Genomic DNA, 13,292 nt, shown 5'->3' with positions numbered 1-13,292 from the left:
TGGACCGCAATGACCGACAGAGCCGAAGCCTGGCCATGGCCACCGCCCCGAGCTACTCAAGAAGCTCGGGGCGGTGGCCACGTGAGACAACCTCTTAGGGTGGGAGCAAGGTCGCTGGTGAAGGTTCCGGCCGCTATTGCTTCCTGGCGAAGTTGCCGGTGTCGGCCTCGGTGAGGATCCCGAGTTTGACCAGGCGTTTCAGCTTGGCGCGGGTGCCTTCGACGTTCTTCGGCAGCAGTTCGTGCCCGAGGGCTTCGCAGACATCCTTGGCCCGTAACGGCCCGGTCGCCTGGTTGAAGACGGCGAGGATGCGGGGATAGTCCGGGTGCTCGGGCAGGTCCGGTGTGTGGGCCGGGAGCCGGTCGGCGAGGCGGGTGACGGTCTTGCGGGTGATCGCGAGGTGCTCCAGGTGGGTCTCGGCCTCCCGCAGCCGGTTCTGCAGGTCCTCGATCTGTGCGCGGAGGTCGTCGGCCAGGGCCCGGGCGGCGTCTTCCTGGATGTCCAGGGCGTCGAGCAGGGGCTGGATGTTCACGTTGCCGCCGCCTGCGTCTCGCGCCAGGTGGGGGCGTTCGCGCCGGTGAGGCGTCGGGTCATGACGTGGGTCATCGCCCAGCAGACGCGGGAGGCGGAGGAGGAGGGGCGGTGCTCGTAGTCACGGACCAGGCGCCGGTGCAGTATCAGGATCCCGTAGGTCTGCTCGACCCTCCACCGCTTCGGCTGCGGCACGAACCCCTTGACCTGCGGGTTGCGGGCGACGATCTCGACGTCGATGCCCAGGCCGGCGCCGTGTGCGGCGACCTGGTTCTTGAAGTCCTGGTCGACCAGGGCTTTGCGGACGGTTCCGCCGGCGTGCTCGGCGACCTGGTCCAGCAGGACGATGCCCGCGGCGTTGTCGTGGGTGTTCGCGGCGAGAACGACGACCGCGATGACCAGGCCGAGGACGTCCACGGCCAGGCCCCGCTTGCGGCCCGGCACCCAGCCCGCTTGGCCGGATCGTGGCCGGTCGTGGTGGCGGGGACCCCGGCGGCCACGTGGACACTCTGGATGTCCAGGACCACCAGGGTCGGGTCCTCTAAGCGGCGGGCGCGTTCACGGACCTGGCAGCGCAGGAGTTCATGGATGACCTGGTCGGTTCCGTCGTCCCGCCAGGCGGCGAAGTAGTAGTAGGTCGCGCTCTTCTGCGGCAGGTCATGCGGGAGATAGGCCCACTGGCAACCGATCCGCCCCTGGTAGAGGATCGCGTTCACGATCTCCCGCATGTCGTAGGCGCCCTGATGGCCGCTGACCGAGCGGTGCCGGTCCTTCCACGCGATGATCACGGGCTCGATCAACGACCACTGCTCGTCCGATAAGTCACTCGGGTAGGACTTGCGTTCACTCACCCGGTCACATCACCAGATCACCAACCGCGGACCGGTAGATTCCGCCCCGCCGCCACACCATCAGGCGACAGCAGATCCACTCAAAGACTCACGAACCGCCCACTGAGGGATCCCCACCGAGTCAGACACACTCCCCGGGGACGCTTTGCCGTGCTCTGTGGAACCGTCATTTTCCGGTGAGGCCCCGAGGTGCTGACGGTCCAGCCGGCGTGGTGATGGCATTGGTGATGATCTCGGTGAGATCAGCCACGGTCCGGGCCCCGTAGATATCGGCGTCGTCGAGCTCGATGTCGTACTTGCGCTCAAGGGCACTGATCGTGCGTAGAAGGCGCAGTGAGTCCGCGTTCGGAAGCAGTTGAAGCTCCGTGCCCGGCTTGATTGGGTCCTGATCGCTCATGTCGAGCGTGGTCCGCAAGATCGTGCAGACGGTGTCGAACGGGGAGTCGCTCATGGTTCGGGGGTCCTTCCGGAGTTTTAGGAAATAGTGACCTCGGCATAGCGGGGCTCAGCCGGCTGCGTCCTCTGCCATGTCCGTGTGTCTAAAGATTGATAGGTACAGCTGGTGCGGCGTCGTCCGCGGGAGCCGGTGCGGGCCCTCGGCCCCCCCGCATCGACCGTTGGGGCTGCTACATGGTCTTCTCCCGCCGGAGCGCGGCTGCGGTGGAAGGGCGCTCAGCGGCCGACGTCCGTCAACCCCCATCGGGAGCGGACCGCCGCGAGCGCGTAGTGCTTGGTGGCGTGCCCCCAACCGGTGTTGACCGTCTCCAGATACCGGGTGAGCTCCGCTGACAAGCCGGGCCGCAATTCCTCGATGCGATCCGCGTGATTGGCGATGCCCTCGAGCCAGTCGCGAATGGTTCGCTCGTAATGCAGCGTCAGGTCGGTGGCCCGAAAGAGGCTAAGCTTGGCATCCTCGACGGCTCCGACCAGCTTGGAGAACGGCCGAAGCGTTGCGAACCCGAAGATCGTCTCCTGGACATGACGGCTGGAGTCTCGAGGCGTGAACTCGGTGAACTGCTCGTCGTTGCGGTAGCAGGTCGCTGACATATACAGCCGGCCGCCGCTCTTGAGTGCGCCCGCGGCGGTGGCGACGGCACGCTGGTGGTCCGGCATGTGCTCGATGACGCCCACCATCGCAACCGCGTCGAAGGCGCCGTCGGGCTTGAAGTCGTATACCGAGCATTGCTGCACCTGGACACGGTCGTCGAGGTCTCGGCTGCGTGCGCGTTCCCGAGTGTACGATGCCTGCGTACCCGAAGGTGTGATGCCCAGGACCTGGCAGTCGTAGCGGTCGGCGAGGTAGAGCGCGAGCGCACCCCAGCCCACACCGATATCCAGCACCCGTTCACCACCCTGGATGCCGAGGCAGTTCGCGATGAACTCGAGCTTGGCCTCCTGCGCCTCGTCGAGCGTGCAGTCGTCGGACGCGTAGATCCCGCAGGTGTACTTCATGTGCTCGCCGAGGAAACACTCGAAGATCTCCGGCGTCAGGTCATAGTGGTTGTTGGTCGCGTCGGCAGCGGCCTTGAGCATCAGGCCGGCGTCATCTGCGGCGGGGGCGGTGCGTGTCACCGTGGATTCTCCTTGATCAGACGACTCGGATCAGCCGGCACGCTGAGACAAGTCGCCCTACTGTCGCAAGCACTGCGAATAGACGAAGCAGAAGACCGGGTCAGCGAATCAGAACCCGACGTATGTGCTGCCCTGCTAGGGCATTCTCTGGATGGTGCGGAGAAAGGTTCTGAATTCGTCCACGTCACGCGCATCGAGCGAATGGGCGAAGCGTCGGACCAGTTTCTCCAGGGCGAAGTACGCCTCGGTGTGGTCGTGGCCGACGCGGTCGACCACCTTGAGCGCCGTGCGCCAGTAACCCGGATACATCCCGTCCAAAGGCATCCGGAAGTCGGCGAGCACCTCGCGTGCCCGGTCCAGCGTGTGCGCACCGTCGCGCTCCAACGACTCCTCGACGAGGCGGGAGTAGAAGCCGAAGTGCCGCGCTTCGTCTCGGCTCATCAGATGGAGGAGCTGGCGAAGAACTGGTTCCTTTACCACCTGACGGTAGTTTCTATAGAACAGCTGCGTCGCTTTCTCCTGCAGCAGCAGGTAGAGGAACGCCTCCAAAGGGTCCTCGTACTGTATCGCGAACGGCTTGCGGCCGACCTCGGCCAGATCCTCGTTCAGCGTCTGCTCGTCGGCGATGCTGGCTGCGAGCTGATAGTGGCTCAGGGCCGAGGCGTGCTTCTCCTCGTCGTTGGCCCAGGCGAAGAGGAATCTGGCGTACTCACGGTTGCGATGATAGGTGGAGACGCTGATATCCCCGGTCGTCGGAAATGCCGTGAGGTTGAAGCTCAGAAAGGCCGGGATGTGATCCTCGACGTAGGTGATGAACCGAACGATCGAGTGGTCGTCGTCGGTGAGATCTGCGGCGCGCGTCGCAGACCAGTCGATGTCGGAGAGCGACCACCCGCTCTCGCTGGTGCGCTTGTTCACGACCGCGGTCGAACGGCGGATCGCCGCTATCTGAGAGTCGGCGATCTCGGGCGCCGGAGCTTTCAAGGTCGGCATTTGAACGTCTCCATTCCTCTTCTTGTTGTCTCGAACTTCGATACCGATGGCAGGTGCTTGATCCACAAGCCGCGGTTGTTCAGCGGGCCGGCGTGCTCACGTTCCAGAAGACTCGGACGGGACCATGTGACAACGAAGCTGGGCGGCGATGCCGTCATCGATACTCGCCATCCTGGCGAGATGATCGGGACGCAGTGCGGCGAAAGTCCCGTCGGCCACCAGAACCTCGTCGCCGGAAGGTGCGATGACCTCCGAAGTCACCCGGTAGCCGCCGGGCCAGACTTCAGTGATCCTGGCGTTGATGACGTAGGGTCGGCCGGCCACGACCGGTGCCAGGAACCGGACGCGCAGGCCGGAGGAGAAGACAAGGACGCCGTGTTCGAGCAGGATGGCGTTCGCCATCGTGTCGTCGACCGCGGTGGTGACGATTCCACCGTGTACGACTCCCGGGTAGGAGCACAGGTCGAGGCTGAAGGTCACCGTGTCGGTCACTGCGTCGTCTCCGGTGCGGCGCGGATCGAGCCGCAGCCCGAACGGGTGGCGCGGGGAGCAGCCGAAACAGTGATACCAAGGTTCGTCCCGCAGCGGCAGGTCGACGGCCGCGGTCACCGTGCGGCCCCGGTGAGTCGTGCGGCTTCGGCGCGTTTCCACTTGCCGCTCGTGGTACGGGGCAGCCGACCCGGACGGACGAGGTGTACCTCGATGGCCGAGAGCCCGAGCTCGTCGGCGATTCGCCCTCGGATCCGGTCGGCCATCTCTTCGTCGTTCTGCCTGGTTTCCACCACCACCCTCAGGACTTCGGTCACCTCGGGTACCGCGACGCAGCGCTGTCGGTACACTCCGGGAATATCGCGGACGACGGCCTCGACATCCTGTGCGAAGAAGTTTCGCCCACGGACGATGATCATGTCTTTGACCCGGCCGGCGACATACAGTCGGCCGTCGTGGCGGAAAGCCAAGTCTCCGGTGCACAGCCATCCGCCCGTGAACAGATTCTGCGTCGCTTCGGTGTTTCGAAAATATTCTTCGGTGACCGCGTCGCCGCGGATCTGGACTTCTCCCAACTCGTCGTCGTCAACCGGTTCGCCCTGCCGGCCCGTGAGTCGCAGCTCCATACCCTCGATGGGCCGGCCGACGGCGACAACGGTTTTGGCATCCGGATCGGCCGGGTCGACAAGACGAACCTCGTTCTTGTCCAGCAGCAGGCCGCGGTCGACGTGTACTACCTGCGGTTGTTCGCCGCATACCGGGAAGGTGACTCCCAAGGTGGCCTCGGCCATCCCGTAGACCGGGAACATCACCGAGGGAGAGAGACCCGCCGGGGCCAGGCGCCGGGTGAAGTTCTCCACGGTCGCGGCCGACACCGGTTCCGATCCGTTGAATGCGAATCGCCAGCTCTGCAGGTCCAGCTCCGATATTTCAGCGTCGCTGACAGCGTCGAGCATGAGATCGTAACCGAAGTCAGGGCCGCACGTCACCGTGCCTTGGTGTTCAGCGAAGTAGCGAAGGAATGCCGCCGGGCGGCGGATGAATCCGCCTGGGCTGAAGGTATGGGTGGCAGCACCGTGCAGAAGATAGGCCAACCAGCCGATGAGACCCATATCATGGAAATGGGGGACCCACTGTATGAAGACGTCTTCGTTCGAGACCTGCGCGGAGGCGCCGATAGAGCGGAGCCCCGCCAGCACGGTGCGGTGCCGCAGCACCACTCCCTTGGGATCGGAAGTGCTGCCCGAGGTGTACTGGATCACAGCGATGTCGTCGGGCTGCACCTGTGGCAATTCCGCCCCCGAAGCCGCTGCGGGCCGGTCCGCGGCAACAGCCGCACCGTGTGTCACGCCTGCGGGCAGGGGCAACACGGTGATGCCCGGGCGAACCTTACGAACCTCGTCAGCCAGTGCCGACTGCGAGGGATCCACAAGCAGATACCGCATATCTGCCGCATCGAGGAACCGGATCACCTGACGCGCGGCGGATAACGTGTCCCGAGTCATCGGCGGGGTCGGCAGAAGGCTTGCCGCAGCACCGGTAAGGGTGATGCCGAACAGACCCACCAGCACATGGGGGCCGGCTCCGGATACGACTCCCACCACGCGGCGGCCGCCCACGCCGTAAGAAGCAAGCTGGTGAGCGAAATCGACTGCACATTCGTTGAGCTGGCGGACGGTGATCTGCTCGCCTTGTTCAGGAAAGTACAGGGGCTGATCCGGCCACTGACCAGCGCAGTCACGCAGCGCGTCAGGCAAAGTCGTCGCCGTGAGCAAGGTCAGCCTCTCTGGTTCGAGCACTGGATTACTCGTCTTCCAAACTTGTGCATGACGTACCTCTTTCTCGAAGGGTGTCCGGGACGTTCGCCCTCTAGAGGCAAGAGCAGGTCGCCGAGCACCTGTTGGCCTGATCGTTAAACACTTAATCATACACACGCTTCGACAACGTGTCACACACAACAGTGTGACTTGACGACCACTCAATGTCGATGCAGGCCGGACGAGTTGCGCAACCAGCACGCGCCGCCTGACCTGCTCGCTGTAGGTGGAGTTGCAATCGCTCATTTCCGTGTCAGTGCGCCACGGCACGAATACCGCCCCTTGGCTGCGGAACCCGCCACGATCTCTCACTCCCATGACGGTGCCTCCGCCGCGGCAACCGCTGCTGACCTGTGCCAACACGCAGAAACTCACGGAGCACTTTCCAACCCCTCGCCTCAGAAGCCGTTGTTGAACCGAGTGTGAGCTTTGAGTTCCTGCTGGTCAGGCATGGTTTCGGTTGGATTGAGGGATGGTCTCGAGGTTCTGTTTCCGCTAGATCGTCGAGGGGTGCGCGGTGGCGTCGATGCTGGGGTTGCTGGAGGCACGGGAAACGGCCGCCCGCGAGCGGGTGGAGGGCCTGCGGGAGGCGGCGGCCCGTGCGGCTGCGGCGCTGGAGGCCGCCGAGATTGACCTTGTGCGAGGCGGTACCGGTGGCCATGTGGGAGTCGACCGGGGTGCTGTCGCCGCCGCCCTTCCAGCTGAGGTCGCCGTAGAAGTCGAGGTTCCGCACATCCCTGTTGTCAGTGGCACCTTCGCACGCACCGCTGTAGCCCATCGAGTCGATGTGAGCGATGGGATTGCCGTCGCCGAACAGTACGGATGGCACCAGGAGCCGGTGACGATCGGATCGGGGTAGGACGGGGCCCGCGTCTCGTTCTGCTCGGCCAGTTCCTTCGCGGCCTTACGGGTTCCTTCGAGCGACTGCTCGTCCTGCGGCGTGATGGTGATCGTCTCACCGCCCTTGCTCACGGTGCGCGACGAACTGCCCTGCTTCCAGTCGGCAATAGGCTGCGGGTCGTTGAAGTACGCGGCGACGTCGGAGTTCAGGACGGCAAACTCGGCGCGGTGATCCCGAGCGCCCATGCCAGTGCGCATCTGGACATCAGCCTTCGGTGGAGTGGTTCGGAAGTGGCGTCGAACCCCGGTGATTCCGGGTCTCCTTGAGCGCTGGTCGGTGAGGAAAGCACTGTCACGTTGCCTGACGGGTGGGATGACACGGCCGGGGATCGGGGCGCCGCTCAGCCGGTTGCGCTTCGGCCGGGCCGCCGCGCTGTGGCGCCGTCAGTGCGGCGGCGCCGTCTGGTGATCGTCTGAGCGCCCCTGCCCAGAGTGCCGTCTGAGGAAAGGGCAGCGTTCCGCTGCGGTCGGTGTGTTCTACGTCTCATCCGCGGGTTGTTACAGCGGGCGGGCGGCCGGTGTCTCCATGCCAAGTACCCAACATGGTTACTGCGTTAGGAGTTTGACGGAGCCGGATGGTCTGGCGACGCACAGAGTCCGCCTGCCCCCCAGACGTATCTGGACTCGGAGCATGCAAGGGGTCTGACCGTGACGCGGATGGCGGAACCGTTGATATCTGACACGCCTACTAGTTGCAGATGCCACGTAACTGTCCCTGCGGAAAGAGCAACCGTGTCTGACCCGACGAACACTCAAGCCGAACCCACTCCGTTCGCCGCCGTCATGGGCGACGAACGGCACGCCATGTATGCCGACCTGGTAGCCCAGGGGCCGATCCATCCTTTTACGCATCCCACCGGAATGTCGGCCTGGATGGTGACTGGTTATGCGGAAACACGCGCACTGCTGGCCGATCCGCGACTGATGAGGGGTGGTTGGCGCATCGGTCCCTACGCCGACAAACTTCCCGAGGACGTGGCTCGCGGCCTTCATACGACTGCGCTGTTCAGCGACCCGCCGGAGCACACTCGCCTGCGGAAGCTGGTGGTTCCGGTATTCACCCGGCGCAAAGTCGAGAAACTGGCTGCTCGCATACAGCAGATGACTGACGATCTCCTCGCTGCTGCTGATCAGACGGAACCCATCGACCTGGTCACCACACTGGCGTCCCCGCTGCCGTTCAACGTGATCCGCGAGATGCTCGGCGTCCCGGAAGCAGATCATGTCCAGTTCCGCGAGTGGACGAACGTGGTCGTATCTCCCGGCATGTACAGCTTCGAGGACTTCGAGAAGGGCGCCACCGCCATCCTCGAGTACAGTCGGGAGCTGATCAGCGCGAGGCGGCTTGACCCTCAGGACGACCTGCTGTCGGATCTCGTCGCCGCACGCGACGGCGAGGACAGGCTCACCGAGGACGAACTCACCTCGATGGTCGTCCTCCTGTTGCTCGCCGGCTACGAGACCACGGTTCACCTGCTCAGTAACGGCATGCGTGCCCTGCTCACCCACCGCGATCAGCTCGAACTCCTCCGCGACCGACCCGATCTCATGGAATCCGCGATCGAGGAGGTCCTGCGCTACGACGGCCCCGTGCAGATCACCCTGCCGTACCGCGTCGCGAAACCGATCGAAGTGGGCAACGTGACTCTCTCCGAGGGTGATTTGGTGCACTTTGCGTTGATGGGCGTCAACCGGGAAGACGAGCACTTCCCCTCGGGTGACACGCTGGACATCACCCGCGAGGCGAACAGCCATCTCGCCTTCGGTCACGGCATCCACTACTGCCTGGGCGCACCACTGGCCCGGGTCGAGGCTCGTATCGTGTTCAGCACCCTGCTCGAGCGATACCCGCGACTGCGACTGGCGGTGCCCGCGGAGGAACTGACGCGTATACCCGGATGGCTCATGAACGGCGTGTCCACGCTGCCCGTGCATCTGCACTGAAGCGGTGACTGTTCGTCCTCTGGCGAGTCGGCGCGAGCAACACACAGATGACGACGTGATCGATGTTGGTGGCCAGCGCCTGGCCTTCGGAACGCTTCGACGAGTCGAGCGCACGAAGGCCGGGTGCCGAGGCAGCAAGGTCCGCAACCCCCGCCGCCCCCTCGCACTCCTCGGCGTCGGTTGATCACAAACCGGACGTCATGCGACTACGCCGAAGCCCTGGGGCTGGTCCCAGCTCCTCGAAGGTTCCACGATCGCCAGGCAAGATCCGCGCGTCTTGATCACGGCAGGCCCGACCCGCGCGCCCACCGCCCCTCGGTCTTCGTCGTCGGCAACGCACAAGGGTCTGTCAACGCGGCTTGATGATCCAGGTCAAGCCGTGTTCACAGACCATCTGGCGGTGGTCCTCCGACTTGGGTCCACCCGCCGGGAGTCGTCAGTCGGGTACGGCGAAGGCCTCGGCCCAGTCGTCATATGCCTCGCCGTACCGTCTGGCGGCGATGAGGAACAGGCAACGGTCGGTCAACGCCTGACGCAGCGGCACCTGGTCCTGCCCCATACCGGCGAGACGGCGCGTGAGTGCCACCTGTTCGTCGAAGAGGGGACGGAGCGGTCCGTGGAAGCCGCAGGCGCGACGTTCCCGGTACAGGGTGGCGCGGATGGTCAGTCTGCGGTGCAGGAGGACCAGGTCGGGCAGGTGTCCGCCCAGCTCGGCCGCTGCCGCTCCGCCCAGGTCGGCCACCTGCTTCTCCAGGCACGGCAGGCCGTCGAAGTAGGCACGCTGGACGTCGGGTGACCAGTGGTCGACGTCCGTGCCGAACGCCGGCGCCGGCGCGCCCGAGCACGCAGCGGGCTCCGCCGACCGGCCCGACCAGGCGAACAGGGTGGTCCACCACGAGACGATGTTGCTCCAGGTCTTGCGTTCCCCGATCTCCGCCAGCTCGGCCAGCAGGGCGAGGGCTTCCTTCCGCGCCCGGTCGGCCTCGGAGTGCCGCCCGGCGGCCTCCAGCATCCCGGCCTGGTGGGCCAGTCGCCATGTCAGTTCCGCCAACGGGATGCGGTCCACCTCCAACCTGGCGCGGCCGTCGTTCACGCCGGCCGTGAACACGTCCAGGGCTTCGTCGTGGTGCCCGGCGGCCTGCAGTTCCGCAGCCCACTGCGTCAGGTACCAGAAGGAGACGCCGTCCGTGTCTCCGGCGCTCTGCGCTCTCACCACCCGCCCGCAGATCTCCGCAGCCTCCCCGTGCAGGCCCTCCTCGGCGAGTGCCACGATCAGGGGCAGTTGTCCATACGCTGGGCTCGCCACCTGACCGTGCTCGAAACCCCACCGCCCCGCCTCGGCCATCTCCTCGCACACGGCGAAGCCTTCGGCCCGTCGGCCGACGTCGTACAGCTCGCGCCGGTAGCCGCCCAGTGTGTCGAGCAGCAGCTCGGTCCTTTTCGGGTGACCGGCGTCGATCTGCCGTGCCGTGGCCACCGCCTCGGCGCGCAGGGCGAGCCGCGCCTCCGGCCGGTCCCGGAGCCCGGAGGCGTACCCCTGTTGGTGCAGTGCCCGGGACAGCTTCGGGAGGTAGGTCGCCGGACTCACGGCGGACAGCACCCGGTACGCCTCGATCTGCTGGTGGAGTGGCAGCCGCCCCGATCCGAGCAGCATCGTCCGTGCCCTCAGCAGCGCGTCCTGATCGACTTCAGTCGGTTCGTCCATCCGGCGATTCTGAGGGCGCCAAAAGCCCCGGACAAGGCAGTTGGGCTGTACCGTCCGTCCTAGGAGAACCGGCCTCCCAGCTGTCATGATGGGGATGGTCGAGCCCCCCGCCACCCACCTCTGCCACTGTGCAAGACGCGGGGATCGGCATCGCCCGGTTTCTCCGGTGGCCACGGGATGGACCAGTCCATTCCGGCCCCCTTCCACATGGCGAACACCAGTCGGTCGCCCAGCGGTCCGGAAGCACGCCGGGGCTGTTTCAGTACCGGGTCGTGGAATCTGTGGAGTGCCGGGCGAAGGCGGGCCAGGCGGTGGAAGGCTGCCAGCGCCTCTGGCAGGTTGCTCACTTCGCCCGCCGCGCTCCGGTCCTCGGCCGGCTCCGTCTCCTCGGCGGGAAACCAGCCGAGGACGAACGACTCCAGAGCCCGGATGGGATCCGTTTGCACGTGGTCGACCCAGTCCACCCCTGGCACCGGCCCGGGTGTCGGGACCGGTCGTACAGCCTCCAGCATCTCGCGGCTCAACGGCCGGTCGAGCTCCAATTCGGCGTGGTCGAAGCTGGCAGGTGCATACGACGTTCCTCTGCAGAGCGGGGTGCCGAGGGGAAGGCAGCCCTGGTCCAGGCGGGTGAAGAGGTGGAGGGGCAGCGGCCCCCGGAATTCGAACCGTGAGTGGAGCTCCGGAATCCTGTCCCCGCGCAGTAGCACCTTGGTGGAGTCCTGGACGCCGCTGCCCCCGGGGTGTCCCCGGGCGCGACGATGACGACGGTTGCGTCCTCCCCTGCCCCGATGAGAGCCGGGCCCATCTCGTACCGGTGGAGCCGGGCTCCAGCGACGGACAGTGCTGCCGCCTCGGTGATCAGTGGCGGAAGCGTCTGCGGCATGTGGTCACCCTATCCAGGAAGAGGACAGGGCGATTAATGATGACTCGATACGCGCCCTAGACGGCTGATCTGTAGATGGCCCGGACCGGATCGATCTTCACCAATGCGCCCTTCGACGCAAGCAGGCGGAGAATTCGCCGCGCTTCCTTCTCTGCGGCCCGCTGGTCGGCTGGCTCATGCCCGGAGTCGCGCAATGTGGTCACGGCTCGCTGCGTATCCCAGATCCCGCCCAGAGCCTCGACCGCCTTGGCGACGACGCCCTCGTGTGTCTGTGGTACATCGGTCATCGATACCCCTCCTATGGAGTCGTCAGCCTGACAACTCGGAACGTCTCAGCCGCGCAAGGAGTCTTTGGACGCGACTTGATGATCCACGTCAGGCCGCGTCAACAGCCCTCTCCCTTCAGCGGTGTTCAGGCTGGCCGACCGTGGTCGTAGGCCTGACGGTGCTGTGCGGCATCAGCTGTGTCGCTGCCACCATCGCCGCTTCGGTTCGTCTGTCCGAGGACCGGCTCCGGCCCCATCAGGGGCTGACGTGCTGTTCGGCGGGAAGGCGCCCAAGGCGGCGCGGATGCGGTCGAAGGGGGCAATGGTGTGATGGTCGTCGGCGGGGAGCGTCACTCCGACGCAGATCAGCTTGAAACTGTTCTCGCCGAGGGGTGCGCCGATGAACACCGGTGCGCCCACGCACCCTTGTGGCAGGTCTCCGATCCACCGGATGCCACCGTCGCCTGCGCGTGTGATCCGGCCGATCACGACAGCCTGCTCTCGGGAACCGTCCCCGTCGTTGACGTGGCCCAGCAGATAGGCCGGGACCGGCGACTCACCGAGGCCGGCGATGTCCTGTTCCGTGGCTGCGATGCCGTCGGTGATCTCGTCGGTCGTCCAGTGCCAGCCCTTGCGGGAGCCGTGCGCGTGCAGCCCGGTGGAGGGCATGATCGCCACCCCCAGATCGCCGAGATGAGTCCACCCCTCCGCGAAGTCGAGCATCATCAGCTTCTGAGCGCTCATCATGGGTGCGCACAGTTCAGGGCGCAGCGTGAACTCCGCCAGCTCGACACTCGCCGGCTCACTGGCGGTCACGAGGTACTGCCGGATGACCTCGCCTTCGGAGGTCGTCTCCACGAGTTCGTTGAACCAGAAGGCCGTTGCGTGTTGTTCCTCCCGGTGGGCTCGCTGGAAGGGAAGCGTCGAGCGGCCGACGTGATCGACTATCGCGTCGATGATCGCACTGGAATAGTCGGGCAGGTCAGGCATGGATCGAGAGGCTAACGCACGGTCGGAGACAGCAACCGGGCAGCATGGCAAGGCCCGCCCGCGAGCCCTCCGGTCCTCAGTCTTCGACGTCGGTGACAGGCAAGGGTCTGCCAACGCGGCTTGATGACCCATGTCAAGCCGCGTTCACAGACCTTTCGGCCAGACCGGCTGTGTGTGACGCCCGTCGGCACCAGATGCGATTTCGCTGCACGCGGACGTGGCAACGAAGAGGATCGCAGCAAGGACCCCGCGCGACCGGGCCGTGTCCCGCGACGTGGTGTAGGGGATCAAGAGCTACGCGTTCCGGTTCGAGACCCGTGGCGATCTCTGCGGAGACTGCAGCCCACGAAG

Annotated in this window: 11 protein-coding genes and 2 pseudogenes; 2 read left to right on the top strand and 11 right to left on the bottom strand. The window is 65.6% G+C overall.

The features are described 5' to 3' along the window. Positions 1-133 precede the first annotated feature (133 nt). The 7 genes and pseudogenes from AB0D57_RS31315 to AB0D57_RS31285 all read right to left on the bottom strand — a co-directional run bounded on the left by AB0D57_RS31315 (position 134) and on the right by AB0D57_RS31285 (position 6,235). Complete coding sequence (locus AB0D57_RS31315) at positions 134-532, bottom strand: hypothetical protein (protein ID WP_362080510.1); 399 nt, start codon at positions 530-532, stop codon at positions 134-136. After that, positions 529-1,382 (bottom strand): annotated as a pseudogene (locus AB0D57_RS31310) (IS5 family transposase). The gene AB0D57_RS31315 and the pseudogene AB0D57_RS31310 overlap by 4 nt, the downstream one beginning before the upstream one ends. Positions 1,383-1,548: 166 nt before the next feature. Further along, a complete protein-coding gene (locus AB0D57_RS31305; protein WP_362080507.1) occupies positions 1,549-1,833 on the bottom strand; it encodes an acyl carrier protein in 285 nt (94 codons plus the stop codon). Positions 1,834-2,054: 221 nt separating this feature from the next. Then, a complete protein-coding gene (locus AB0D57_RS31300; protein ID WP_362080504.1) occupies positions 2,055-2,954 on the bottom strand; it encodes a class I SAM-dependent methyltransferase in 900 nt (299 codons plus the stop codon). Between the two features lie 135 nt (positions 2,955-3,089). Continuing rightward, complete coding sequence (locus AB0D57_RS31295; protein WP_362080501.1) at positions 3,090-3,947, bottom strand: acyl-ACP desaturase; 858 nt, start codon at positions 3,945-3,947, stop codon at positions 3,090-3,092. Between the two features lie 96 nt (positions 3,948-4,043). Beyond that, a complete protein-coding gene (locus AB0D57_RS31290; protein ID WP_362080498.1) occupies positions 4,044-4,556 on the bottom strand; it encodes a PaaI family thioesterase in 513 nt (170 codons plus the stop codon). Beyond that, entirely contained in the window at positions 4,553-6,235 is a 1,683-nt protein-coding gene (locus AB0D57_RS31285; protein WP_362080495.1) for an AMP-binding protein, read from the bottom strand. The genes AB0D57_RS31290 and AB0D57_RS31285 overlap by 4 nt, the downstream gene beginning before the upstream one ends. Positions 6,236-6,770: 535 nt before the next feature. Between AB0D57_RS31285 and AB0D57_RS31280 the strand changes: the two genes are divergently transcribed. Both AB0D57_RS31280 and AB0D57_RS31275 read left to right on the top strand, forming a co-directional pair. Next, positions 6,771-7,112, top strand: coding sequence for a hypothetical protein (locus AB0D57_RS31280; protein WP_362080492.1), 342 nt, complete (start codon positions 6,771-6,773; stop codon positions 7,110-7,112). An 824-nt stretch (positions 7,113-7,936) separates the two neighbouring features. Further along, positions 7,937-9,097, top strand: a complete 1,161-nt coding sequence (locus AB0D57_RS31275) for a cytochrome P450 (RefSeq protein WP_362080489.1) — start codon at positions 7,937-7,939, stop codon at positions 9,095-9,097. A 31-nt stretch (positions 9,098-9,128) separates the two neighbouring features. On the opposite strand, the pseudogene AB0D57_RS31270 reads toward AB0D57_RS31275, so the two are convergent. The 4 genes and pseudogenes from AB0D57_RS31270 to AB0D57_RS31255 all read right to left on the bottom strand — a co-directional run. Next, positions 9,129-9,250 (bottom strand): annotated as a pseudogene (locus tag AB0D57_RS31270) (GTPase RsgA); the annotation flags it as partial. 283 nt (positions 9,251-9,533) lie between these two features. Continuing rightward, the gene (locus AB0D57_RS31265) at positions 9,534-10,802 is read right to left on the bottom strand and encodes a hypothetical protein (RefSeq protein ID WP_362080486.1); all 1,269 of its coding nucleotides are present in this window, start codon (positions 10,800-10,802) and stop codon (positions 9,534-9,536) included. Positions 10,803-11,741: 939 nt separating this feature from the next. Beyond that, the gene (locus tag AB0D57_RS31260) at positions 11,742-11,972 is read right to left on the bottom strand and encodes a hypothetical protein (RefSeq protein ID WP_362080483.1); all 231 of its coding nucleotides are present in this window, start codon (positions 11,970-11,972) and stop codon (positions 11,742-11,744) included. Between the two features lie 171 nt (positions 11,973-12,143). Beyond that, complete coding sequence (locus tag AB0D57_RS31255; RefSeq protein ID WP_362080479.1) at positions 12,144-12,941, bottom strand: hypothetical protein; 798 nt, start codon at positions 12,939-12,941, stop codon at positions 12,144-12,146. Positions 12,942-13,292: the final 351 nt, after the last annotated feature.

This window comes from Streptomyces sp. NPDC048275, from assembly GCF_040652275.1.
Taxonomy (GTDB): domain Bacteria; phylum Actinomycetota; class Actinomycetes; order Streptomycetales; family Streptomycetaceae; genus Streptomyces.
This window is presented reverse-complemented; position numbering and strand designations above follow the sequence as displayed.